This is a genomic window from Streptococcus mitis subsp. hohhotensis (assembly GCF_020089495.2).
Lineage (GTDB): Bacteria > Bacillota > Bacilli > Lactobacillales > Streptococcaceae > Streptococcus > Streptococcus hohhotensis.
The window spans coordinates 19,813-44,567 of the sequence record NZ_JAIRCA020000017.1 but is presented as its reverse complement, the minus strand read 5'-3'; the positions used below and the strand labels follow the sequence as shown (position 1 = coordinate 44,567).

The window sequence follows — 24,755 nt, the reverse complement described above, 5'->3', positions numbered from 1 at the left end:
CATGATTAAAACCAGTGGAACTTACCCTGACACGGATTTCCACTGGTTTTTAGAATTTTTATCAGACTAACTTCCACTTGGATTAGCGGTGGAACTTAGTTTGGGAATTTACCTTTTTTCTTCCATTTATGCAAGTCTTGAAAGCACTCAATAAAAGATACTGAAGGATCTCACTTTTTTATTTTTCAAGTAAGCTAAGCGCTTCAGCGTCTGCGATGATGGTCACATCTGGATGATTTTGTAGGCTACTTGCTGGTAGACTCTCAGTCACTGGGCCAGACACTGTTCCAGCAATGGCTTCTGCTTTCGACTCACCGTAAGCAAAGAGAAGAATTGACTTGGCATCCAAGATATTTTTAATCCCCATTGAAATGGCTTGGGTTGGGACGTCTTCAATCTTGTCAAAGAAGCGCGCATTGGCTTCAATAGTAGACTGGTCAAGTTCTACTAGATGCGTTTGACTGTCAAATGGAGTACCAGGTTCATTAAATCCGATGTGTCCATTGCGACCAATTCCCAAGATTTGGAGGTCAACTGGATGGTCAGCCAAAATTTGGTTGTAGCGTTCTACTTCAGCTTCAGCATTGTCCTTAACCCCACGAGGCAAGAAACTTTCTTTAAATGGTTTTTGGTTAAACAAGTTTTCTTGCATGAAGTAACGATAAGACTGTGGGTTGTCCCCATCAAGCCCTACATACTCATCAAGGTTTACACTAGTTAGATTTGAAAAATCAAGGTCACTCTCAACAATTTCCTTGTAAAATTCAAGTGGGCTACTTCCTGTCGCAAGTCCTAGGGTTTGAGCGCCGTTGGCCAATTTTTCCTTCAAAATCTCAAAAGCAACTTTTCCACCTTCGATTTGGTTTTCAACTTTAATAACTTTCATATTTTCATCCTCCATTTTAATCTATATTTATTATATGGTATAGACCAATTTTTGTCAAGTGAAAACGATTTATTTTCTAAAAAAGAGCGACTATACTTGAAACATGTTATAATGGATAGGATTAGAACTTAGAAAGAATGAACAGATATATGAATACAGCTGATTTTGATTTCCACTTACCCGAGGAATTGATTGCCCAAACGCCCCTTGAAAAACGGGATGCCTCCAAACTCCTCATTGTCAACCGTGAGACTGGAAAAATGCAGGATAAACACTTCCACTCTATTATTGATATGCTGGAACCTGGTGACGCCCTTGTCATGAACGACACCCGCGTTCTCCCTGCCCGCCTCTATGGTCAAAAGGAAGAAACTGGAGGTCATGTGGAACTTCTCCTGCTCAAAAATACTAATGGAGATGAGTGGGAAGTTCTGGCTAAACCTGCCAAACGCCTCAAGGTTGGTACTCGTGTCAGCTTTGGTGATGGCCGTCTCAGCGCTGTTGTTACGGAAGAATTGACTCACGGGGGCCGTATTGTCCGCTTTGAATACCAAGGAATTTTCCTAGAAGTTTTGGAAAGTCTGGGAGAAATGCCACTACCGCCTTATATCCATGAAAAACTGGATGACCGCGAACGTTATCAAACCGTTTACGCCAAGGAAAGTGGCTCTGCTGCAGCACCAACTGCTGGACTACACTTCACTAAAGAACTGCTAGCAGAAATCCAAGCTAAGGGTGTTCATCTGGTCTATCTGACTCTTCATGTCGGGCTCGGAACCTTTAGACCCGTTTCTGTTGACAATCTGGATGAACATGAAATGCACTCAGAATTCTACCAACTTTCTGAGGAAGCTGCTGCCACCCTTCGTTCTGTTAAAGAAAATGGTGGTCGTGTCATCGCTGTCGGAACCACTTCTATCCGCACATTGGAGACTATTGGTTCCAAGTTTGATGGGCAAATCCAAGCAGATTCTGGCTGGACCAATATCTTTATCAAACCTGGCTATGAATGGAAGGTCGTGGATGCCTTCTCAACCAACTTCCACCTGCCAAAATCAACTCTGGTCATGTTGGTTTCTGCCTTTGCAGGCCGTGAATTAGTCTTAGACGCTTATCACCATGCCATCCAAGAACACTACCGCTTCTTCAGTTTTGGCGATGCCATGTTTATCTATTAATTTTTACAATCAAAAAAGCGCATATCAAGTTTGATAGTATGCGCTTTTGTAATCAGAACTGCTAAAGGATTTAAATCAAAACCAATAACCTTTTTGACATTTTCAACAACACCTTCAAGTAAAGTTGTCCCTGAACCCATATATGGATCAAGAATAACTGAATCTTTGGATGCATATTGCTGAATAAAATTTCTAGCAATTCTTGGCATCATCATAGCGGGATAAGAGTGAATTGTGTGAGTATATTCACTCATACTAAAATCTTCAAAATTCCACTCTTTGTCATATATTCTTTTGTTATTTTGTAAATTAGGCATTAATTCCTCCATCTATTAAATATTATATCAAAAAACAATGTAAATAGTTAAAATTGAAGCAACAGTAAAATATGGTAGTTGTTGAAATTTGTAAAAATAGGAAATTAGAGTCAAGTAGGGGAGTCTGTATTTATAGTAAAATTATTTATCAATAAATATTTTGTTTGATTTCTTCATCTGAATTTTAAAATAATGAAAAAAATGATATAATGATAAAAAAGACAGAGGTTCAATTATGGTAAAGATTTTAAGTCGGACAGAAGATCGTAAAATACAGACATCAAACTATTTAATAGAGTTGGAATTAAATGAGTATTTGGAATTCGCTGAAAATATTATATCAAACAATGAATATCAAAGAAAAAGAGTTCGTTCTTCGATGAGCATATACTCACAATTAAAAGAGGATTTAAAATATGGTTGTATTATCCCCCCAATAGTGCTAGCGATTGATAGCAAAGATATGTCAGAGGAAGAATTGAATCAAAGCAATATTAAGGAATTATTAAAGAAATCTCTAATTTTAGATGGTTTGCAAAGAACATTTACAATAATAGATGCTTATAATGAACTTATTAAAGAAGGTAGAGATACATCACTTTTTTTAAAAGGAAGTCTACATGCTGAAGTTTATGGCGGAATAAATCGTTTTGGCCTTTTATATAGGATGTTGACACTAAATACTGGTCAAACTCCAATGACGCTTCGCCATCAAATAGAAATTTTATATAGCAACTATGATGTAAATATCCCAGATATAATTCTAATAAAAGAGGTTGAAGGACGGTCTCCTAGAAACATTGGAGAGTATCGATTCCAGGATATTATTGATGGGTTTGTTTCCTATTTGCAGTCTAGTTATCTTCCAATGACACGATCTACTATATTAGAAACTATAAAAACGTTGGAGACAATTTCAAGCGAAAATGTTGAAGAGGATCTATTTAAAACTTTTGTTCAATGTTATAATTCACTATTAAATAGAATGAATAGTATGACTTCAGAAGATGACACTAAAAATATGAATGATTTGTTATCTGAAGATGACTCGTTGCTACTCAATGCCGAGTCTGTAAAAACATTTTTATTTGCAGAAAGCATTTTTTCATTAATGTCGAAATCTCAAGTGATGACTGGATTTGGGGCTGGACTGTCATTACTGAAACAAAAGAATAAAATAAGTTCTATTTCCGATATCAGTAGACTTATTAACAGTTTAGAAGGTGGTGGAGATTATGCTTATGATTGGTTCTTGGAATTAAATAAGAATTTATATATAATCAAACAAAATTCTTCAAAAATAGGTAATTCGCAAAGAATGTATTTTAGTGAATTCTTTAGATTGCTCTTTGATGAATCTGCAGGTTGTTTTTTGAATTTATATGAAACTTCAAACACCGCCATGGAAGTATATACAAATAAGATGGGGATATGAATAAAGAAATAATAGAATTTCCATATAAAACAACTAGGGAATACATTCGAAAAGACAAACCAATTAGTGATTTCAAGATTCATTATTATTATTATGAAAATTATTTAGAAAAAGATGTCTATCGATGTTACTCAAATACACGTGACAATGCTAACGCTATTGGCTATATTTTTTCTGTTGAAAGACTACATTCAAATAATGTTGTAATGTCGAATGAGCGAAATCAGATCTATTTCGAAGCTTATATGGATGCAGCAAGGGAGGTTTTCTTTAATTCAGAAAAGTATTTTATCGAGAAATATTTTTTTGACCTAAATTTGGATGAAAAAAGTGATAAAGTTAAAATCGATGAAATATTAAAATATAAAGCTTTCTTAAAATTAAATGATGACAAGTTTATTGGAGAAGGTATATTTGAACAGTTTAAAAGTAAATTTGACTTTCCGTTGGTTATTTTCGTAGAAGATTGTAGAGATGCAGAGCTAAATCAGTTTAATAGCGACCATATGAAAATATTAATGATGCTAGAACATCATTTTTTCCCCATAAAGGATACAGATGAATTCTATGCTTCACAAAAACATATAGAATTGAATAATTTTAGTATTGCTCCTGAAAATATTGTGGATGATCCTATTGAAAATGGATTGAAGACGCTAATTATTAAGTCGATTAGTGTTAGTGAAGACATTGATGACGATTCTTTAAGATTTATGACAGATGTCTTACCAGAATTATATTATCAATCATTTAATACTGAATATATAAAATTTTCAGTTCTTTATCAATATATAGAGGTTTTTATTAGTTTCCTAGCCCATAAGATGTTAGAAAAAACGATGGATGAGAGGGGGGGAAAAAATCTTGTTGTTTTAAAATCTGAAATCAATGAAATTTTAACTGAAAAATATAGAATAAAGAAACTATTCACGGTTCATTCATCGGTTTTGGAACAGAAAGATACACCACTTGAATTTTATAGAATATATATAAACATTTTAAAGAAAACGGGTTTATTTGAAGAAGGTTTAGATTCTCCAGATGAATCCCCAAAAACGTATAATCATCTATATCGGTTAAGGAATATACTTTATCATAATCTAAGAGTATTTGAGGATAAAAGAGCACTTGATGATGAACTGAAGAAATTGAATATAGAATTTGAAAAAATAATAGCAAAAATATTAACCACTTTTAATTATCAATAGTAATGAAACTAGATTTAGCACTATAAAAGACGAACAGTAATTAAAAAATTCTCAAAAAGTATTTTATTGTGATATTATCTATATATTTAAAATTAATAGGTTATGTTCTCTCAAAATACTTCTTCCCTATCCAAATTCGGATAGGGTTTTTCATCGTTTAAAACCCGTCTTAGTATCTCTATACTTTCCTTTAGGTGGAGAAGTTCGATTTTTTTTCTATCATCAGTGTTTTTCTCTATATTTTCGCAATGGCGTTTGATGTGCCATAAGGATTTTTTTATGTTATCTTCTTTTAAATTTTTCATACTCCTATCTTATCAGATAAATATTTAAAAATAATGTTGATTTCCTCAAATGATCAAAATATAGCCTGAAAAGCACTTAAAAATAAATTATGCCAAATTTCCCTCTGTTAATGTAACAACAAAAAACGCTTCGATATAGTATGCGTTTTGTAATAGATAAAGAACTATACTCTTCGAAAATCTCTTCAAACCACGTCAGCTTCACCTTGCCGTAGGTATGGTTACTGACTTCGTCAGTTTCATCTACAACCTCAAAGCAGTGCTTTGAGCAATCTGCTGCTAGTTTCCTAGCTTGCTCTTTGATTTTCATTAAGTATAAGTTAGTCTTTTCTCAAGCTCGGATCTTGCAAACTCTGGACACTAGCATTGATAACTGCACCGACAATTAAAATCTTAGCGATGAGAATAAACCAGAACATCATGACCACCACGACAACGGAACTGAAAAAGCGGACGTCCACTAGGTGATTGACATAATTATTGATATAGACTGAAAAGATATTGAGTAGTAAGACCAGAGTCAACAAGACAAAGACACTACCTGGCAACACATAGCGAATTCGTCGGACCGTAACATTAGGCAGGAAATAATAAAGCATGACCAAGATAGTGAAAATCAAGGCATAGATCAAGGGGCCTGTTAGATCTTGCAAATAATCAAAGATAAGACTATCTGATTTCCAGTAGCTTTTGATAAGGTTGAGGAGCATGCGGCCAAAGACACTGAGAAAGAGGGCTAAAGCAAAGAGAATCTGCAAGCCAAAACTGACAAACAAACTCATGAGCTGACTGGAAATCATTCCACGATTTTTAGCCACTCCGTAAGCTTTATTAAAGGCTTTCTGTAGGAAATTCATGGATTTTGAAAAGGTCCAGAGAGCTGACAAAACCGCAAAACTCAATAAACCCGTTGAAGGTTGGGTCAGCACTTCTGTAATAATCTTTGCGACCACATCATACATAGTTTCCGGCAAGAATTCATTGACAACCTTTAAAAAATTAGAAACTGGAATCTGAAAATAAGGGAGGATATTGACCACCACCAAAAGCAGAGGGAAAATCGAAATCAACCAATAGTAGGCCACGGCGACGCTGGTCAACTCACTATCTGATGCTTGATAATAATGCAAAAAGGCTTTTAATAAAGGCTTGTCTATCAGCCCTTTCCACCACTTCTTCATATCATACTCCTTTATTTACAATCTTAATTAATTTCTTCTTACCAATTCCACCATATCATAAGGCAGGGTATTGGCAGCTTCCTTCAAGGAATAGTTCTCTAAGTTATTGACATTTTGTCGCAACTTCTTGGCATACTTGGTCGTAATCAATCGTTTTTCTTCGTATTCGAAAATCAACTTGCGCTCCAAATAATAGCCTCTCAGCATTTCATCGATATTGTTGGGTTTGACACGATTGATAACCCGTTCGACAAAGGCACCACTGGTGATGATAGCTGTTTCACGGAGACGAGAATCTTGCATGAAGCTGATTAAAGAACTCTTATAAACCCCTTTTAGGTTCTCCAAACTTTCGATAATCATCTCTGTATTTTCTAGATAGAGCTCTGCAATTTGGTCATAGTCAAGGGCTCTGAGTTTCTGTGATTCTTCATTTTTCCAACTGCGGAAGGTCTTGCCAAAGGTAAAGACTTCGTGAAGGAGAAAACGTAAAATTCGCAAGGAAACAAGGAAGTAATAGGTCAATCTTGAAGCAAATTTGCGATTGATACTTTGTTCCATGTTTTTCAAATAACGTTGGTAAACCCGATAAGCACGCTCACTCATCTTGCCTTCCTCGTAAGCTTGTTCCAGACCATCACTTTCAATACTGAGGATAAGAAGTTTCAAGGCCTCCCAGTCCTCTTGTTCACCCTTGTTTTCTTGACTCAGGATAAGGTTCTCTATTCGTCCATGGTAATTGTCAATAGCCGCATAGAGGGGAAGTTTATTTTTTGTGTCTTCCAACTCTTTTTCCAACTCTAACGTTACTTCATTTAAAATAGCGATATGCATGAGATAATCCTTGCTTTCTTCCTGTTCATCAGAAAGATGAGGTAAGACCAAGAGGCCTGTTAAAAAACTTAAAAGCGTAACACCTGCGACAAGGAAAAGTAAGAGAGGATACTCTTGCTCTAAATCACTTGGTATCAGAAGAATTGTAGCAATCGACACCGTTCCCTTGACGCCTGAGAAGGTCAAGAGAAGCATATCCTTCATATACTTATTCAGTTTTTTCTTGAGGCGTCGGGTCCTATAAGCATAATAGCCATAGATCATGACAAAACGAATGGCAAAGAGGACAAAGGTCAGGGCGACAAGAGATAGCAATAAAAGTAAGGGATTATAGATTGGATTGGTTAAAATAGGCTCTGCTATCATTTCCAACTCCATCCCTAAAATCACAAAGACAGAACCATTGAGCATAAAATTCACTGTATGCCAAACCGTCTCGGTCACCGTATCCACTTGGGCTTCGAGGAGCGTAATTTTCTTAAAACGGCTTGCCTTTAAAATCCCCGCAACCACAACGGCAATAATCCCTGAAACATGGACTTCTTCTGCCAGAAAGAAGGTCACCAGAGGCAAACTCAATTCTAATAAAAGTTCACTGGCAATATCCGTTGCGCGCACACTTAGCAAGAAGGTATGGAGGAAACGGTTGGTCATGGCTGTTAAAAAGCCAATCAAAAAACCGCCTAGAATTGAAAAGATGAGCGAACTACTAGCTTGCCCAAAGGAAAAGACTCCTGTTGTCCAAGCTGTCAAAGCTACCTGAAAGGCAACCAAACCAGAAGCATCATTCAAGAGTCCTTCACCCTTAAGAATATTGGACACACGCTTAGGAAAGCTAAACCGCTCAGAAAGAGAGGCAAAGGCCACCAAATCCGTAGGCCCAAGGGCTGCCCCAACAGCCAAACAAGCTGCCAAGGGAAGGCTGAGCCAAAGAAGATGGGCCAGGCCACCCAAACTCAGGGTCGAGATAAAAATCACTGGAAAAATGAGATAGACAATGATTCGCCAGTGTTTTAAAATAGCCGTAATGTCCGCTTCTTCGGATTCTCGGAAAAGCAAGGGCCCGATAACCAGGGCTAAAAACAACTCTGTATTGAGATGAAAGTCGGTATTGGGTAAAAAGAGACCAATCACGATTCCCAAAAGAATCTGCACCAAAGGGAGAGGCAAAAAGGGCAGGAGCTTATTGGTTGTACTTGAGACAATCAAGACCAGTAAAAATAGGATGAGGTAAATCAGTAATTCCACGCACGTCCTCCTTAATCTTTTTTACAACAGGATTCAAATATCTCCTTCTGCTCTTTGATTTTTTGGTCAATCTTGGAACAGTCTTTGTGCTCAATTTTTCTCTGGCACCGTTCCATCTCAAGAGCAACTAATTTTTTCTTGATTTTAAGCATTTTTTTGCTCATATGCGCTTGGTCTAGCACGCCCACCGCTCGTTCGTGGTGGGTTGACTCAACAAAATTCTGGCGCATGGCATCCAGCTTTTCACGTAGGTATTGTTTATCCATGTCTATATCTCTCTAATTTTTCAATCATCACTAAAAATGGCGGGTTATTAACTTGGTTCAGGGTTCGGTAAATGGTAGCTGTATACTCCTGTTGGTTCAACCAGCTAACAAAATCCAAGACAGCGTCTCGCTCAATATCTCCTCCCTCATGACCATAGTAGATCATAATGGCAATCCGTCCACCTTTGACAAGTAAGCCACACAGCTTTTCTAAGGCTTCAATAGTTGTCTGAGGCTTGGTAATGACGGACTTATCGGCCGACGGCAGATAACCCAGATTAAAAATTCCTGCTTTGGCTTCTGTCACAAACTGGTCCAGAGTCTCATGGCCTTGCAAGATTAACTGGGCATTTGTGTAACCAGCCTGGTCCAAACGCTCTTGGGTCTTTTCCAAGGCTTGTTCCTGAATATCAAAGGCATAGACTTGCTTGGCTAACTTAGCTAGAAAAAGGGTATCGTGACCATTTCCCATAGTCGCATCCACTACGATATCCTCTTTTGTCACTACCTCAGCCAAAAAATCATGTGCCATCTCAAGTGGTCTTTTCATTTTCAAACTCCTGTTTCACAGCCTTACATCCTTGAACGCTTCCACGACGTCGCATCTCCATCTCAATAGCATTTAGCACTTCCCATTTATTGAGGCTCCACATAGGCCCAATCAGCATATCCCTGGGAGCATCTCCTGTGATTCGGTGGATGACGATATGCTTGGGAATGATTTCCAGTTGGTCACAGATGACCTTAACATATTCGTCCTGGCTCATCAACCGCAAACGTCCCTCGTGGTAATCTCGTTGCATACGCGTATTGGTCATGAGATGAAGCAAGTGCAGTTTAATTCCTTGAATATCGTTATCCGTAACACAGCGGCGGACATTTTCAATCATCATCTCATGTGTTTCACCAGGAAGTCCATTGATCAGATGGGAAACAATCTCAATCTTGGGATACTTTCTCAAACGCTTGACCGTCTCCACGTACAACTCATAAGAGTGGGCGCGGTTAATCAGGTCAGAGGTTGTTTCATAAGTGGTCTGCAAGCCCAATTCAACCGTCACATGCATGCGCTCCGATAACTCAGCCAAATATTCAATGGTTTCATCTGGTAAACAGTCTGGGCGCGTTCCGATATTGATTCCTACCACACCTGGCTCATTGATAGCCTGTTCATAGCGCTCTCGAATAACTTCAACCTTTTCATGGGTGTTGGTAAAATTTTGAAAATAAACCAGATACTTCTGAACATCTGGCCACTTGCGGTGCATAAAGTCAATTTCCTTATAAAACTGCTCACGGATAGGCGCGTCCGGTGCTACGATAGCATCTCCAGAACCTGAAACCGTACAAAAAGTACAGCCTCCATGAGCCACAGTTCCATCACGATTGGGACAGTCAAATCCCGCATCAATAGGGACTTTAAAAGTCTTTTCTCCAAAAAGTTTTCGATAATAATCATTCAAGGTATTATAAGATTTCATAACCTTCATTATAACAAAAATCACCCACAATCTCAAAAGCCTGACTTTCCTATAAATTCCTCTGTTTCTCGTTTCCATTAGCGATTTTTTATGATACAATATGGATATGATTTTAATGAAATTAGCATCTATTTTATTATTGATACTGACCTTAGTAGTCTGCATTATCATAACCAAACTTTTTAGATTAAAAAAACTAGGACGAAACTTTGCGGATTTAGCTTTTCCGGTCTTGGTATTTGAGTATTACTTGATTACAGCTAAAACCTTCACCCATAATTTCCTCCCTAGACTGGGGCTAGCCCTCTCAGTCCTAGCTATTATTCTCGTCTTTTTCTTCCTTTTGAAAAAACGTAGCTTTTACTATCCTAAATTCATCAAATTCTTCTGGCGTGCAGGATTCTTAGTGATCCTTATCATGTATATCGAGATGATTGTTGAATTGATGGCTCAGAAATAAAAAACTAAATCGAAAACACCTCAATCAAACTAAAATACAATGATTGAAGTGTTTTTTCTTTATCTATTTTTTCATCAATTCCTATTTTCCTTCTTTATCCGGAAATAGATAACCAATACCTACACAAGCTAGCACACCTGCACCAATCACCAGGCCACTTGAAATTGGCAACAGATCCAAAATTGCATTCGCAATGATAAAGGCAATAATCAGACACATCAGACTAGCCTTGTAATCCTTTTTCAAAAGATTCTCTAGGGTAAAATAGAGGAACAAGCCTACAGGAATCAGTGACCAGAGGTTGACATCCAAACTTGGCCAGCCAATAGAACCAAAATACAATACTGTCGTTGCTGCTACTAAAAATACAATCCCCAATAATTTTTTCATTTCTTTATCTCCAATTTCTTTTTTAGGAACTTGAGTTATCTAATACTACCCCCTCACGTCCCTTACAAAAATCATTATAGCAGAGGGCAGTTCCAAGAACAAGGTCTTTTGCCTATCTGGTCTCTATATCGGTCTAAGTGGTTGAATAATAGCGATAAAATAAGGAAGCAGGTGAAAAACTACCTTCCAAATAAAAAGGAATTAAGCAACCAAACGCTACTTAATTCCTTCACTGAAATTATTTCATCACCTCTATTAAATAAAGTAACCTTTAAATTTTGAAAGACTTTATTATCTAATCAATGTGATCACTATTTGTCAATATTAACCTTTTCAATCAACTCATTAGTTATCGAAACTAAGTCCATTAATAACTCAAAAAGAGTATCAATAGTAAAGTAAACTAAATAATTGAGTTATAGATGGCTATTTTCACAAAATTATTTCATCACCACACTATCTAATCTCAGTAAACAAACCATATTTCTATAGCTTTTGTCCTAATCTTGATCTTTTTTCTTCAATCCAAGAAATGCACCTACAGTAAACATTATTCCGGCAACTAATGACGTGAAGACTTCGCTAACTGTTCCGGTTTTTGGCAATCTATCAGAATGGTTAGTATCCGATTTACTATCGATATTGGTATGTTTATTAGCTATATTCTCTGGTTCATTAAGATAAACTTCCTTCTTATTTTCAAAGTTTTTATCATTTTTATCAGGAACTGGAGCTGTAACATCCTTAGTTGAATCAGATCTTTGACTTTCATCTAATTGACTATAATTTACTTGTACAGGAACTGTAGTTTTGACATCTTTAGTTGAATCAGATTTGTGTGAATGATTTTCTCTTTGTAAGTCTTCTTTTCTGTGACTTTCATCTAATTGACTAGGATTTGCCTGTGGGTTATCTTTCTTTTTGGATACATCAAAAGTAGGTTTATTCTCCTCTTCTTTTTTCTCCTCTATTTTCTTGAATACAGGTTTTATAAGGGTATCTTTTGATAGATTAATAACATAACCAGCATCTTTTTTCCCTTCGACACCAGACATTTCCCAGCCATCAAATTGATAGCCTTTTTCTAATTCCCCCTTATAGACAGGTAAAATGAAATCTTCTTCCGACACTATCTTAGAACTCATTTCTTTTCCATTTTGAATGGTCACAGTTACCGTATGAGGTTTTAGTTCGCTTACCTCTCCCGTATCTTTGTTTAAAATGAATTCTTTTACGGTCGTATTTCTTGCAAAATCTTTTACAAGAATCTTAATGTTGAGTGTCTTATCTGTTAGTTGTTTAATATCATCCAATGATTTGTATTCTTTTCCATTTACATAAATATGTCGTTCTTGAATCTCACCATTGAATCCATTATTTCTCTTATCATTGATGTTAAAAACTACAGATTTTCCGTTAGCATATTCGATACTAGTATTTCCTTTTGGATCAATGTTTACTTCTGGTTTAACATTATCATATAAAAATTGATAGTGTACTCCAACCGCTTTCGCATTCAAATCACTATAGCCAGTTTGAAGATAAACATTTCCATCCATATCAGTTACCTTATCTGGAAATCCGTTTGCTTTATAGTCTTTCATCCCCCAGTCCATGATGTCACCGTCTTTAACATTAAGCTTAATGTTAAAATCTCTAGTGTTATCAATGTGTAAATCTCCGTAGATTAAATAATTATCTACAACCGATTCATTAACTCTCAACTCCCAGTTAAAACCACCCTTATCAGAAATCTTACCTCTTAAATAAAATTCTGGATTTCGTACATAAATTTTATTAGATTTAGATGGATTAAAGTAGTTCTTGTCCATTGAAAGGTTTACTGGTTTTGCATCAATAAATAACGTAGAACCATCTTCTTTTATAGCTTCTACATTGGATTTATCCTCCCCAGTGTACTCTTTACCATCCTTACCAAATAATACAAGTTTAGAAGAATCTGTCACAAGATTTCCATCTTTATCGATTGCCTCCCCTTTATCATTCATTTTAAAGGTAAACACTTGATATCTTACAATGTTAAAGCCGTCTAAAGCCGACATTAATACGGATTGAGTACTTCTTCCATCTTCAACATTTCTACTATCAGCATAAATTATTTTTTCTGAAAGGACTCTTAGATTAGGATTGGTCTTTTGGATTTTTGCTATATCTTCCTTGTTATAGACTCCATTTCCTTCTAACATATCCGTTTTTCCAGGATTATAGGTAGTCACTTTTAGTGCATAGCCTTTTCTTAGAATAATGTTATCTTTTAACAGATATTGTTGTTTTTCTGAATCAGAATAGATTTTACCAGATTCCATGTCCGTTAAATTGTTTGGTTTGTTTTTTGAAAGATCTCCTTCTCCTAATTCTATTACATTCCCATAACTTGATGCATAGGGATATTCTGTTTTAGTTTCCTTATTTTTTTCAGGCATTCTAATTTTAGTTTCAGCTTTTATCTGATCATCATCTTTAACAAAGAATCTCATATCGCCTGAAAAAGCTAATCCATCCACAATATCATTAATATTAGCGTATAAATCAAATGTCATCGTTTTTGAGTGGGAATCATACTTGGTCGTTTTGATTTCTATCGATTTATATTTATTACCATAATATACCTTGGCATTTTTAGAAACATTACTTATCTTTCCAAGAATTTCAAAGTGTCCATCTTTAGACGGGCTTAGAACACCATAAATTTTTGATTTGATTTCGTCAAGTTTTTCAGTTTCATATTCTAAGGCGCTACCATCGTCATAAGCAATGATATTTCCCTTATCATCGTATTTATAATCGTATTCTTCTGTCCTCTTACCAGTTTCACTTGTAAAGTCATCAACTTCTCTAAATTTCTTTTTAATGAGTTTCTTCAAGTCTTTACTTTCAAACTCTCTAATTGTTGAAATAGTTTTATGAATAGTCAAACTAGATTTTTCTTCTATAGATTCTTCATTTTCTTGATGATGTTCTACTTCAGTTGTATCTTTTTTAAGACTATCGTCTATAACATTTCCTAAATTTTTAAATTTAGATTCAGCAATCTCGCCAAGCTTTTGGTATTTAGATGAATCTTGATCAGGATCTACTAGATAATAGGAAATCATCCCCTTTTCATCAGCATGATCAGCAAATTTAATTCTATGAATCTTTGTGAAATTGCTAGAGCCATCTAGTGCAATGACTTCAATGATTTTTCCTCTTAAATCTCCTGCACCATTAATTTCATAAATGGTATTTCCGTCTTTGTCAAGTTTCCTATTTCTTCCTTGACCCTCACCTGCATAAGTTACTTCAAGATTTTTCTCAACTTCTCCATCTTCATTAACCAGAGCGGCGCCGGCATACCAAACTTCGTTTGCAATCTCGTCAAATTTTTCAGGATGTTCTTTTTGATCTCTCGCAAATAGAGTTTCATTCTTGTATTGATCTTTTACCTTGTGATAAGTATCCTTTGTAATCAGCTTAATTTTTTCAGGATTTGAAAAATCAACCGAAACAATCTTAGGGGCTGTGTTATCAATTTTTACAGGAATATAGGAAACCTGCCATGGGTAATCTTTAGTTAATCTATATTTAAATTTATAGAAATATTGACCTTCCGCAATCGGTTCAAATTGACCTCTTATCCTAGTAGCTGGATCTTTGGTATCCTTGCTTTCTGGTGCATTTTCTTCTTTCCCTCTAGGATTATAGATGAGTCCATCCCATTTCAAGTCGCCCCAAACTTTTAGCTTAGAAGATTTGATTCCCTTTGCATCATTTCTTTTAGAGTTTAAAATTCCTTTAACAAAGTGTTCTCTCGAAATGACTTTTAAGTCTCTTTGATTTTCTCCCTCTTTATTTGTATTTACTATTGAAATCATTCCTTCTTCTGCACTTCTTAATACAAGTGGAGAAGGGGTTAATCCTCTCTCAAGTTGAGCATCTTGAGGATTTCCATTTGAATCTAAAGGATAAATTTTAGCAATATTAGAACCACTTGATGATGGTGCGTTGATCCCTTCGTTATTGAAAGCAAATAATTCTGGATTTTGATCTAGGGATGTTGTATTTTTATCTTTTCTATTTTGTATAACTCCTGCTGGATTAAATTTATCTATACCATGTTCTCCACCAATTCCCTTATTTAAGGTTCCTGGAATTTTTGGTTTACCATCATCATCATAACCTTCCATTGTTTTTGATTTTGAACCTTCTTCCCAGGCCCATTTATCAAGGATTGGTTCGTGGTTCCAATCCCCAGCAAATCCCATTAGAGGCATCGATAAAGAAGGTTGGAAATTTGTTTTCTTCCCGTTGGAGTTTAGAGCTTCCATTTCTTCCACTGACTCAAAATGAATAAATGATTCTACAAATTTATTTTTATTTTTAGCCTCTCCAACGTTTATAACCGCATTTAAATCAAAGCTAGAATTTGGGCCTATAGTGAAAGTGTCATGCTCAAATGTAATATTTGCTCCTTTGACTTTTTCTGGGTGAATTTCTGGAACAATTTGCTTCCCATCTGGAGATTTTTCGTCTTTGTATGTTTCATCCAGTTTGAGTCTGTCAGTTAGAGCATCTGTAGTTACCGCTGATGCTGAAACTTTAAAGGTTAAAGGTCTGTTTGATGTATTGTGAAGCTTAATTGTAAAATATTTTTTATCTCCTTTTATTTCTTTAAGAGAAATAGAACCATAAGAGTTTACCAACCCTTTAGAATCCGTGTTTTTGAAAGTCGCTACAACTTCATTTCTCAAAGCATTGGCAACATTAATTAGCCCTGCTCCCTGTTGTCTAGGTGATGCAAAGTATTGACTTTTTTCTTTCCAAGAAGTCGCATCCATCATAGGCCGTGCAGTATTTTGTAGGGCAATTTTTGTAAGACTTGTAAGGTCTATTTTGTCATCTCCCTCAAGATTTTTCAACACAGGTCTTTCAAGCATTTCCTTTAACTTTGGCCTAATCAAAACAGTAGAAGCTGCCACGATTGGAGTTGCCATACTAGTTCCTGACATATAGCCATAAGTTGATTTCCCATTAATGACATTGAGAGTGGATTTAATATTTTTACCTGGTGCTGAGACATCAGGTTTTAAAAGCAAATCTGTTCTCGGTCCCCAAGATGTGGATCCTGCTGGGACTATAATATCTTCTTTATACAATTCTTTGTCTGTGTCAGGTGCAAACTTAAAGTCAATTTCTTTTTCATCACCTACATTCGGTTTATTAGAATTATAGCTTGCCATATCAATTGGATAGTATTGCTCCAATTTATCTTTGAAATCTTCCTTACTATTTCTTTTAACCTCAGTTTTTTTATCAGGGTTAATCATGTTCCATAACTTTACACCATCATCGCCTGAAATTGAGAAAACTTGACTAGTAGTTCCTTCATCCTCCTCATATCCCATAGCTGGGAGCTCTGTCCAATTATCTCTATTGTAGTAATTGACAGTATTTACAACCATAATGGCGCGTGCGCCCTTATCCGTTGCTCTTTTAAAAGCATCTTTTAAATCCTTGGTATAAATTCGATCCATTACTGCAATTTTGCCCTTAAGATCCAATCCTATCAAATCTTGGTCTTGACCTTTGCCTATATATACAAAGTTTAATTTACTAGGAGCTTTTGAACCGTCTTCATTTGCTGTGATTTTATTCTTATCAAAAAAGGCTCCTATATTTCTGTATTTAAAATTTTCTCCACCTATGTTGACTTTATCAAACTCAACTGTCTGATTTTTAGCAGAAGCGACCGCTATCGCATCTTCATGTGCTGCAGTTCGCGTTACATTTCCAGTATCTGTCATTTTCAGATTATTATTTGCCACTAAATCCCATGAAGAACTTGAAGCAGAAGTCGCATAATTACCCGTAGCTACAACCATTGGAATGCCTGCTTTTCTTAACGCTCTAATAGCTTCCCAATATTTCTCACCTACAAGACCTGTTCCTGTAAAGCCAGATGATACCGAAACAACATCGACATTGTGTTTGATCGAATCTTCAATAGCATGAAACATTGTTTCATCTCCTGCGAAGCCAGATCCTGCGTCAGAGTACATTTTATAAGAGAAAATCTGTGCATTAGGCGCAATTCCATCTATTCCGTTAAAGTTTTTAATATCTTTTTCAGTATCATTTCCCGCAAGAATCCCTGCAATATGCATTCCATGTGGATCAAAATAATCGCTTCCATCATCAGCTTTTTCTACAGTGATTTTACCACCATTATAATAATTGAAAGCATGAGGGATTTTATCACTCAACCAGAAATTTTTATCAGTACCTTTTAAGTCTTCTTTTTTGAATCTCATTGAGCCTTTAGCATCATCATCAATCCTCATGGCCTTATGCCTATAATCTGTCCCGGTATCGATATTTGAAATGACCATACCTCTACCATCAAAATTTTTACCAAATGGAGCATTGATAGATTTTAGGTAATCAATTGCCTCTTCAACTCCAATTTCCTTCCTAGCATGATTCATCATTGGCTGGACTTTTTGTGATCGTTCAACCGATGAGATACCTTCTATTAGTTTAATTTTGTCCAGATTATCTGGAGTTGTTTCTATTGCAACACCATTAAAAACCGTATCATAAGTATATAAAACTTTTGTATCCTTAAGATTAGATAATTCCTTGATTGCTTTTTCTCCAGATTCTTTATCTTTAAATTCAGCAATATAGACAAGTTTATCCTCTTTTTTGGAACTTTCTGAGTCTTTACTTGCAGACGAGTCCACTTTATCTTCTTTGGATTGATTGGAATCTTCTTTTTTGCTTGTTGCTTTTTCGTTGTTAGCTTTATTATCTATCACAGATTCTTTACTAACAACTTCTTTTTCCTCAATAACTGTTGTTTTCTTCTCTTCAGTATCCTTTGAAGTTTCTATAGCATTATGAATATCTTCAAGTTTTTCTTTGTTTTCTTTTTGTTTATCTACTACTTTTTCTTTATCAGAGATATTTAAAGCATCTTCAGAGCTAGATGTGTCTGCTAAAACTACCTCATTAGGGACATATGCTGCTAAAATAACTGCAGCTGTGGTTAATGACAATACTGTACTTTTTTTCATTTTAATTCCTTACATATTTATTTAACTTCCAATAGATAGAAAACTTTAACTTTGCTAGCCTTTGTTATAAAAAGTTTTACTAAGTATTATCTAGGAAATAGAGTAGTACATTTATATATAATTGTTAGCTCTCTGAAAAATAGTATATCAATTAAAAAAATTTAAGTCAAGAAAAATTAACACGCATTAATTTATTTTTTAATGCATGTTAAAAATATAGAGTCAAAAACTTTCGTAGTTAGCTGGGGTACATTATCAGAACATTCACACCATCAAAAATAGTAGCAATCAACTTAAAGCACTAGCAGAATCACAAAAAGGGGAATGGATACAACTTATACATCAATAAACATTTAAAAACAACCGCAATAATTTTCAACGGTTGTTTTTAACATATTTAATTTTTAACTCTCATCCTATTTTATCTCTTACGAACCTGCACTTTCGTAGGCATCTAACCCCCTATCCCAAAGTTTAAGGGAAATGACAAAGAAAACAAGGGAAATCAACATCAAACCTCCGATGTTAAAGATTACATCCTTGTCCTGCAAGAAATAGCTGGCAGGATAGTAGGCCGTAAAAGCAAAAGGCACGATAAAGCTAATCAACCAACGAAGAAGAGAATTGTAAATGGAAATCGGATACTTGGCAAAGTCATTAAACATATAGAAAATGTAAATCATGGCTCCTGACTGCTTGGTCCAAAAAGCGATGCTGGCTGTCGCGATTTTCAAGGAAGTATAAATCAAGGTCGCAAAAGGAATACAGACTAGGAAAAGCAAGAATTTTGGAAGAGTCCAAGCAATGCTAGTCACTGTTGTTGCTAGTAAAATACCACCGACCAAGAGTTCTCCCAAGGCATCAATCTGAAAGGTCTCGACTAGGATGTGGAAGAGAGGATTGATGGGACGCGTCAGGTACTTATCAAATTCTCCTTTTCGCACCAAGCGTTGCCCTAGCGCCCAGAGATTATCAAAAAAGAGATGGTCAAAGCCCTTAGGAATCAAGGAAAATCCATAAATAAAGGCAATTTCTTGAAAAGTCCAACCTTCTAGGGATGGAATATGTTGAAAGATGACATTGAGAAATAAGAGGTTCAGGCCTTGAGTCAGAAAGACCCCCAAGACACCAACCACAAAATCGACCTTGTATTCCATGATTTGTTTGATGTACTGTCTGATAAAAATCAGATGCATGCGTTGATATTTTTTCATACTAACCTCCTTGAATGGTGATAAATGACTGGACTCGTTTCCAAATCAACTGAGACAAGCCCACCATCACTAAGAGCCAGAAAAACTGCAAAGCGAGCGCCTGAATCATCTGACTGGCATCGTATTTCCCAACAATGATCATGACCGGAGTATAAATCAAGGATGAAAAAGGTAAGAAGGACAGAATATCTGAAACAACCTTTGGAAAGAAAGCCAAGGGAATCAAACTTCCAGACATAAAAGCCACTATGGAAGTCTTAAGTAGGTTGGATCCCCAAAGATTTTTAAATACAAATGCTGAAAATCCAAAGCAGATATTAAAGAAAAAGTTAATCAGATAGGCCAGCGTTAAGCTAAAAAGATAAAGGACAGTTAATCCCAGCACTTCTACAATCCCTTGCCCAGATAAGATTTTCATCAAAACAATAACACTTAAAAATGGCAGGCCAACAGAGATAAAAATCAACCACTTAGAGCCAAGTTCGGTGAAAAGGTAAGAGGCCGCAAAATGCACTGGTCTCAACAAGCGCATGATAATAGAGCCATCCTTGACCTCCTCCCCAATCATAAAGGACGAATCTGACCTAGTCAGAAGATTGGTCACAAAACTCATAATGATGTAGAGCGTGATATCTGCCATACTGAAGCCCTGAATCAAAGACTCCTGCGATGAATCAAAGACAGCCTTCCAAAGATAAAAAGCCACAAAAGCACCCATGACATCGCCGATCCGATAGAGAATAAAGTTGACTCGATAGGTAATCAACTCCTGAACGCCTGCATTGATAAAGGGTTTATAACGTCTCCACAATTTGACCATCTTAGAGCTCCTTTCGATAGAAGCGACGGATAATATCCTCGATATCCGTATCCACCATCTTCAAATCGCGGATTTCAAAATCAGACAGGGTTTGCTTGATAATATCAGCCGACTGGTAGCGAGAACTATCGAATTCAATGTTGAGACTATTTCCCTGTCTATCAATGCTCATATCCGAAAAGCCTTCATAGTGAGAAACGAGATGACTTTGACCTGGTAGCAGTTCAAAGGAGAGTGTCTTCATCTTACCAAAGGTCTCTTTGAGCTGGCTAACCGTCCCATCAAAAATCTCCTGCCCCTTGTCAATCATAAAAATCCGATCACAGAGTTGCTCAATGTCGCTCAAGTCGTGAGTGGTCAAGAGAATGGTTGTTTCTTCCTCCTGATTGATCTGAGTAATAGCCCGACGAATATTATCCTTGACCGAAACGTCCAAACCAATGGTAGGCTCATCTAAAAAGAGAACCTTGGGATTGTGGAGCAAGGAAGCTGCAATGTCCGCCCGCATCCGTTGTCCCAGTGAAAGAGTTCGTACGGGATCCTTGATAAAGTCCTTCAAATCCAAGACCTCATTCAAAAAGTCCATGCGCTTATGAAAGAGCGAGTCTGGCACATCGTAAATCTCCTTTAAAACCGTGTAGGTCTCTTGCAGAGCCAAATCCCACCATAGCTGAGTACGTTGTCCAAAGACCACCCCAATATCCTTGACATAATCTTGGCGATTATCCTGCGGAATCTTGCCGTTAATCCGACAAAAACCAGATGTCGGTTTTAAAATTCCTGTCAGCATTTTGATGGTTGTCGACTTCCCAGCACCATTTGCTCCGATAAAGCCTAAAATCTGCCCCTTTGGTACCTCAAAGGTCAAATCCTTGACCGCTTCAAAGGTCTGCTTTTCAGGATGAATAAAGGAACGCAAAGCCCCCTTCAACCCTGGTTCCTTAACTGTCTTCACAAAATTTTTCTGAAGATGTTCCACTTCTATCATTGCCATATTGATCTCCCTATGTAAGGAATAGCAACATTGTATTTTTGACTACAAATATTCTAAATCCTTACTTTCTACACCTTCTACATGTTATTACTACAGAAAGCTTTATACCAACCTATTATAGTCCAATAAAAACTAGAATGCAAGCGCTTGCCTATAAGTTATGAAATTAGAGATTTCTCTCTTAAAGTGGTATTTTTATACTCAATGAAAATCAAAGAGCAAACTAGGAAGCTAGATGCAGGTAGCTCAAAGCACAGCTTTGAGGTTGCAGATAAAGCTGACGTGGTTTGAAGAGATTTTCGAAGAGTATTAGTCCAAAATTCTGGCTTAATAGTCTCCTTAAAACACCAAAAAACCCACCCTCATGGGCAGGTTTCTATTCTATATTATTCAACTAGATTAAGCTTTACCTTCTGAACCGAATACGTCGATACGTTCTTCAACTGATGCTTGGATAGCTTTTACACCGTCAGCCAAGAATTTACGTGGGTCGAAGAGTTTTTTCTTGTCGTATTCTGCTTCGTTTGCTTCGTAGTCACGAGCAAATTTACGAGTTGCGTTAGCGAATGCGATTTGGCATTCAGTATTAACGTTAACTTTCGCAACACCAAGTTTGATAGCTGCTTGGATTTGCTCATCAGGAATACCTGATCCACCGTGCAATACGATTGGGAATCCTGGAACAGCTTCAGTCAATTTTTGCAAGTGATCAAGGTGAAGACCTTTCCAGTTTGCTGGGTAAGGACCGTGGATGTTACCGATACCAGCTGCCAAGAAGTCGATACCAGTTTCAACCATTGCTTTAGCGTCTTCGATTGGAGCCAATTCACCATCACCGATGATTCCGTCTTCTTCACCACCGATAGTACCAACTTCAGCTTCTACTGATACACCATTTGCATGAGCAAATTCTACAACTTTACGAGCTTTTTCAAGGTTTTCTTCAACTGGAAGGTGTGAACCATCAAACATAACTGAAGTATAACCAACTCGGATACACTCAAGTGCATCTTCGTAGTGACCGTGGTCAAGGTGGATAGCTACTGGTACAGTGATACCCATTGATTCAACAAGGTTAGCGATCAAGTTGCGAGCAACTTTGTAACCACCCATGTATTTAGCAGCACCCATTGAAGTTTGGATCAAAACTGGAGCTTTTTTAGCTTCTGCTGCGCGCAAGATAGCTTGAGTCCACTCAAGGTTGTTTGTGTTAAATCCACCAACTGCATAACCGTTGTCACGAGCTGCTTGGACAAATTTTTCTGCTGAAACGATTGCCATTTTATCAGGCCTCCTGTATATTTTTATGGGTCATCCCATTTACATTGTTCATTTTATCACTTTTTGACAAAAAAATCTAGTTTTTCCCGCAGTTTCGATTGAATTTCTTCTAGCTTCATCTATGTAAACCCTTTCTATCTCTAATCTTGGACAACTTTTGGAAAAGCTATGAAGAAGGTTAAACGATTCTCCTCCATCTCAAAACGATAGGATAATTTTTCGTGTTCTAATAGACTCTTGACCACAAAGAGTCCCATCCCAGACCCCTTGGCCTTGCGACTAGCATTGTCAGAAAAAGATTGGGCTAGTTTTTCTTGTTCTTCTGGACTACAGCTATTTTCTATAAAAAGTTCCCCTTCTCTTTCTCCAATGCGAACCAAGCCACCTGGAACAGAGTGCTTGATAGCATTGCTGATAAGGTTAGAAAGTATCAACTTCATAACTGATGGGTTTAGATAAGCTTGCTGATTGGTTAAACTATTGTCTATCTGGAGTTCTCTTTCTTTGGCTAGTAAGGCATAATCCTTGACCAGACTTTGCGTCATCTGGAGTAAGTCAATTTGTTCCCTATCATCTCGTAATTCTTGTACAGACGAGAGAGAAAGTATCTGGAGAACGTGGTGATTGAGCTCATCCACAATCCCCAAGGCAACTCCCAGATAGTGGTCTCGATCCTTATAACGACCGACATTTTCTTTCATGTTTTCGATTAGGATTTTCAAACTAGCCAGCGGTGTTTTCAATTCATGAGAAGCCCCTCGTAGGAATTCGACCTTCATCTTTTCCAGCTGGAGAATAGCTTCATTCTTATCATGCAAGTCCGCAATGACAGTCAAAAGATGCTGGTAGAGGCTATTGATTTGTTCCTTGAGATCACCAATCTCATCCTTCGAATCCACGCGCAATCGCACTTGGGCATCCAAATACATCATCCGTCGGGTCACCCGCTTGATTTCCAAAATCGGGGCAACAATGGTCCGAGCATAGATATAGGCCACCAAGAGGGAAATCAGAAAGGATGCCAGCAAGGTATAGGGAAGAAACTGAAGACTGATTTGCTCTGCTTCCTTTTGCAAGTCCATGGAAGCTAGAAACTGGAGAGTCATGGTGCCACCGTCTTGCGTTTTCACCTCCCGTTCCTCAATAAAAAGCGAGGTAGTCTGGCGGTCTGTGTCCAGAGGAAGACTTTCCTTGACCTCCAACTTGTCCTCGGTCATCTCTCCCTTGACCGCCCCCTTGATATCACTAGTTTGGGAATACAAGTCTAACACTTGCTCGATACTCTGCCTATCCTTCCCTTCTAGGGACTTGGCAATGGCTGTCGCTTTCTGGCCAATGGTTTCCTGACGATGACTAAGATAAGTCGAGGGAAAGAGAAAATAAATAGCTAAATGAAGGCAGATAACCAGAACACTAAATATCGAGAAGGTATAGATAAATATTTTTGTAAATAAACCTGTTCGTCTCATTTTCGCTCCAATTTATAACCAACATTGCGCACAGTGAGGATGCAGTCCAGGTCTAGCTTTTTCCGCAATTCCTTGATATAGACATCAATGACACGGTCAAAGGGAACCTCATCTGTCGCTTTCCAGACCGCATCGATTATCTGAGAACGAGTCAAGGCCCTTCCTTCATTTTTAACCAAATAATCAAGAATTTCCAACTCTTTAGCATTGATGGCTACTTCCTCACCTGCTAGGCTGGCACTGTAGCTCTCAAAATCCACCTTGGCATCCTTATAGGAGAAGACTCGTCCCATATCATAATAGCGCTTGAAAATCGCATCCACCCTCACTTTTAAGAGGGACAGAGAAAAAGGTTTTTCCAGATAGCCATCTGCCAGAGAGGCAAAGGCGCTCATCTTGTATTCCTCATCCTGAAATGCAGTCAACATCAAAACAGGAACCTGACTGGTTTTGCGTATCTCAGCTAGAACTTCTAGGCCATTGAGTTTGGGCATCTGGATATCCAGTAAAACCAAGGCTACTTCATAGCTGGAAAATTGCTCTAAGGCTTCTTGACCATCCGCCGCCTCAATGGTTTCATAACCACAATCCGTCAAATAGTCACTGACCCCCTCACGGATCATCTCTTCATCTTCTACAATTAAAATTTTCATACTTTAACTGCTCTCTATTTTTTATTTTTCTTATACTCAATGAAAATCAAAAAGCAAAC

Annotated in this window: 20 protein-coding genes; 4 read left to right on the top strand and 16 right to left on the bottom strand. The window is 37.1% G+C overall.

Annotated features, from left to right (window positions below; genetic code table 11):
- Positions 1-178: 178 nt before the first annotated feature.
- Entirely contained in the window at positions 179-886 is a 708-nt protein-coding gene (locus K4Z77_RS07620) for a glucosamine-6-phosphate deaminase (RefSeq protein WP_000864592.1), read from the bottom strand.
- A gap of 149 nt (positions 887-1,035) precedes the next feature.
- On the opposite strand from K4Z77_RS07620, the gene queA reads away from it, so the two are divergent.
- The gene (gene queA, locus K4Z77_RS07615; RefSeq protein ID WP_049540442.1) at positions 1,036-2,064 is read left to right on the top strand and encodes a tRNA preQ1(34) S-adenosylmethionine ribosyltransferase-isomerase QueA; all 1,029 of its coding nucleotides are present in this window, start codon (positions 1,036-1,038) and stop codon (positions 2,062-2,064) included.
- On the opposite strand, the gene K4Z77_RS07610 is transcribed toward queA, so the two are convergent.
- Positions 2,061-2,381, bottom strand: a complete 321-nt coding sequence (locus K4Z77_RS07610; protein WP_049540444.1) for a DNA methyltransferase — start codon at positions 2,379-2,381, stop codon at positions 2,061-2,063. The two genes, queA and K4Z77_RS07610, sit on opposite strands and share 4 nt — an antisense overlap.
- Positions 2,382-2,616: 235 nt before the next feature.
- Between K4Z77_RS07610 and K4Z77_RS07605 the strand changes: the two genes are divergently transcribed.
- Positions 2,617-3,816, top strand: a complete 1,200-nt coding sequence (locus K4Z77_RS07605; protein ID WP_049540446.1) for a hypothetical protein — start codon at positions 2,617-2,619, stop codon at positions 3,814-3,816.
- Positions 3,813-5,024: a hypothetical protein gene (locus K4Z77_RS07600; RefSeq protein WP_049540447.1), complete on the top strand. Its 1,212-nt coding sequence runs from the start codon at positions 3,813-3,815 to the stop codon at positions 5,022-5,024. Before K4Z77_RS07605 ends, K4Z77_RS07600 begins: the two co-directional genes overlap by 4 nt.
- Before the next feature lie 110 nt (positions 5,025-5,134).
- Here K4Z77_RS07600 and K4Z77_RS07595 read toward each other — a convergent pair whose 3' ends face one another.
- The 6 genes from K4Z77_RS07595 to mnmL all read right to left on the bottom strand — a co-directional run bounded on the left by K4Z77_RS07595 (position 5,135) and on the right by mnmL (position 10,348).
- Entirely contained in the window at positions 5,135-5,329 is a 195-nt protein-coding gene (locus K4Z77_RS07595) for a hypothetical protein (RefSeq protein ID WP_224218943.1), read from the bottom strand.
- Positions 5,330-5,649: 320 nt separating this feature from the next.
- Complete coding sequence (locus tag K4Z77_RS07590; RefSeq protein ID WP_173305038.1) at positions 5,650-6,510, bottom strand: YhjD/YihY/BrkB family envelope integrity protein; 861 nt, start codon at positions 6,508-6,510, stop codon at positions 5,650-5,652.
- Positions 6,511-6,537: 27 nt separating this feature from the next.
- The gene (locus tag K4Z77_RS07585) at positions 6,538-8,592 is read right to left on the bottom strand and encodes a cation:proton antiporter domain-containing protein (protein ID WP_173305036.1); all 2,055 of its coding nucleotides are present in this window, start codon (positions 8,590-8,592) and stop codon (positions 6,538-6,540) included.
- An 11-nt stretch (positions 8,593-8,603) separates the two neighbouring features.
- Entirely contained in the window at positions 8,604-8,858 is a 255-nt protein-coding gene (locus K4Z77_RS07580) for a hypothetical protein (RefSeq protein ID WP_000361085.1), read from the bottom strand.
- On the bottom strand, positions 8,851-9,408 hold the full coding sequence (gene mnmM, locus K4Z77_RS07575) for a tRNA 5-(aminomethyl)-2-thiouridylate-methyltransferase MnmM (protein ID WP_224218942.1): 558 nt from the start codon (positions 9,406-9,408) through the stop codon (positions 8,851-8,853). The genes K4Z77_RS07580 and mnmM overlap by 8 nt, the downstream gene beginning before the upstream one ends.
- A complete protein-coding gene (gene mnmL / locus K4Z77_RS07570; RefSeq protein ID WP_224218944.1) occupies positions 9,392-10,348 on the bottom strand; it encodes a tRNA modification radical SAM protein MnmL/YtqA in 957 nt (318 codons plus the stop codon). The genes mnmM and mnmL overlap by 17 nt, the downstream gene beginning before the upstream one ends.
- A 91-nt stretch (positions 10,349-10,439) precedes the next feature.
- On the opposite strand from mnmL, the gene K4Z77_RS07565 reads away from it, so the two are divergent.
- On the top strand, positions 10,440-10,799 hold the full coding sequence (locus K4Z77_RS07565; protein WP_224218941.1) for a DUF3397 domain-containing protein: 360 nt from the start codon (positions 10,440-10,442) through the stop codon (positions 10,797-10,799).
- An 81-nt stretch (positions 10,800-10,880) separates the two neighbouring features.
- Here K4Z77_RS07565 and K4Z77_RS07560 read toward each other — a convergent pair whose 3' ends face one another.
- The 8 genes from K4Z77_RS07560 to vncR all read right to left on the bottom strand — a co-directional run bounded on the left by K4Z77_RS07560 (position 10,881) and on the right by vncR (position 24,696).
- Complete coding sequence (locus K4Z77_RS07560) at positions 10,881-11,189, bottom strand: hypothetical protein (protein ID WP_224218940.1); 309 nt, start codon at positions 11,187-11,189, stop codon at positions 10,881-10,883.
- Between the two features lie 500 nt (positions 11,190-11,689).
- Positions 11,690-18,265: a S8 family peptidase gene (locus K4Z77_RS07555; protein ID WP_224218939.1), complete on the bottom strand. Its 6,576-nt coding sequence runs from the start codon at positions 18,263-18,265 to the stop codon at positions 11,690-11,692.
- A gap of 428 nt (positions 18,266-18,693) precedes the next feature.
- Entirely contained in the window at positions 18,694-19,479 is a 786-nt protein-coding gene (locus K4Z77_RS07550; RefSeq protein ID WP_224218938.1) for an ABC transporter permease, read from the bottom strand.
- Between the two features lies 1 nt (position 19,480).
- Positions 19,481-20,299: an ABC transporter permease gene (locus tag K4Z77_RS07545; protein ID WP_049524158.1), complete on the bottom strand. Its 819-nt coding sequence runs from the start codon at positions 20,297-20,299 to the stop codon at positions 19,481-19,483.
- Between the two features lies 1 nt (position 20,300).
- Positions 20,301-21,293, bottom strand: coding sequence for an ABC transporter ATP-binding protein (locus tag K4Z77_RS07540; RefSeq protein ID WP_033683338.1), 993 nt, complete (start codon positions 21,291-21,293; stop codon positions 20,301-20,303).
- 399 nt (positions 21,294-21,692) lie between these two features.
- The gene (locus K4Z77_RS07535; RefSeq protein WP_023946263.1) at positions 21,693-22,574 is read right to left on the bottom strand and encodes a class II fructose-bisphosphate aldolase; all 882 of its coding nucleotides are present in this window, start codon (positions 22,572-22,574) and stop codon (positions 21,693-21,695) included.
- 140 nt (positions 22,575-22,714) lie between these two features.
- Positions 22,715-24,043, bottom strand: coding sequence for a sensor histidine kinase VncS (vncS, locus tag K4Z77_RS07530; RefSeq protein WP_224218937.1), 1,329 nt, complete (start codon positions 24,041-24,043; stop codon positions 22,715-22,717).
- Positions 24,040-24,696 (bottom strand): response regulator transcription factor VncR, encoded by a 657-nt coding sequence (gene vncR / locus K4Z77_RS07525; protein WP_023945642.1) that lies wholly within the window; start codon positions 24,694-24,696, stop codon positions 24,040-24,042. The genes vncS and vncR overlap by 4 nt, the downstream gene beginning before the upstream one ends.
- Positions 24,697-24,755: the final 59 nt, after the last annotated feature.

What these genes read in the sequence shown, in the direction of transcription:
- K4Z77_RS07620 (WP_000864592.1), bottom strand. Translation starts at nt 886, where the DNA reads ATGAAAGTTATTAAAGTTGAAAACCAAATCGAAGGTGGAAAAGTTGCT.
- queA (WP_049540442.1), top strand. Translation starts at nt 1,036, where the DNA reads ATGAATACAGCTGATTTTGATTTCCACTTACCCGAGGAATTGATTGCC.
- K4Z77_RS07610 (WP_049540444.1), bottom strand. Translation starts at nt 2,381, where the DNA reads ATGCCTAATTTACAAAATAACAAAAGAATATATGACAAAGAGTGGAAT.
- K4Z77_RS07605 (WP_049540446.1), top strand. Translation starts at nt 2,617, where the DNA reads ATGGTAAAGATTTTAAGTCGGACAGAAGATCGTAAAATACAGACATCA.
- K4Z77_RS07600 (WP_049540447.1), top strand. Translation starts at nt 3,813, where the DNA reads ATGAATAAAGAAATAATAGAATTTCCATATAAAACAACTAGGGAATAC.
- K4Z77_RS07595 (WP_224218943.1), bottom strand. Translation starts at nt 5,329, where the DNA reads ATGAAAAATTTAAAAGAAGATAACATAAAAAAATCCTTATGGCACATC.
- K4Z77_RS07590 (WP_173305038.1), bottom strand. Translation starts at nt 6,510, where the DNA reads ATGAAGAAGTGGTGGAAAGGGCTGATAGACAAGCCTTTATTAAAAGCC.
- K4Z77_RS07580 (WP_000361085.1), bottom strand. Translation starts at nt 8,858, where the DNA reads ATGGATAAACAATACCTACGTGAAAAGCTGGATGCCATGCGCCAGAAT.
- mnmM (WP_224218942.1), bottom strand. Translation starts at nt 9,408, where the DNA reads ATGAAAAGACCACTTGAGATGGCACATGATTTTTTGGCTGAGGTAGTG.
- mnmL (WP_224218944.1), bottom strand. Translation starts at nt 10,348, where the DNA reads ATGAAGGTTATGAAATCTTATAATACCTTGAATGATTATTATCGAAAA.
- K4Z77_RS07565 (WP_224218941.1), top strand. Translation starts at nt 10,440, where the DNA reads ATGGATATGATTTTAATGAAATTAGCATCTATTTTATTATTGATACTG.
- K4Z77_RS07560 (WP_224218940.1), bottom strand. Translation starts at nt 11,189, where the DNA reads ATGAAAAAATTATTGGGGATTGTATTTTTAGTAGCAGCAACGACAGTA.
- K4Z77_RS07555 (WP_224218939.1), bottom strand. Translation starts at nt 18,265, where the DNA reads ATGAAAAAAAGTACAGTATTGTCATTAACCACAGCTGCAGTTATTTTA.
- K4Z77_RS07550 (WP_224218938.1), bottom strand. Translation starts at nt 19,479, where the DNA reads ATGAAAAAATATCAACGCATGCATCTGATTTTTATCAGACAGTACATC.
- K4Z77_RS07545 (WP_049524158.1), bottom strand. Translation starts at nt 20,299, where the DNA reads ATGGTCAAATTGTGGAGACGTTATAAACCCTTTATCAATGCAGGCGTT.
- K4Z77_RS07540 (WP_033683338.1), bottom strand. Translation starts at nt 21,293, where the DNA reads ATGGCAATGATAGAAGTGGAACATCTTCAGAAAAATTTTGTGAAGACA.
- K4Z77_RS07535 (WP_023946263.1), bottom strand. Translation starts at nt 22,574, where the DNA reads ATGGCAATCGTTTCAGCAGAAAAATTTGTCCAAGCAGCTCGTGACAAC.
- vncS (WP_224218937.1), bottom strand. Translation starts at nt 24,043, where the DNA reads ATGAGACGAACAGGTTTATTTACAAAAATATTTATCTATACCTTCTCG.
- vncR (WP_023945642.1), bottom strand. Translation starts at nt 24,696, where the DNA reads ATGAAAATTTTAATTGTAGAAGATGAAGAGATGATCCGTGAGGGGGTC.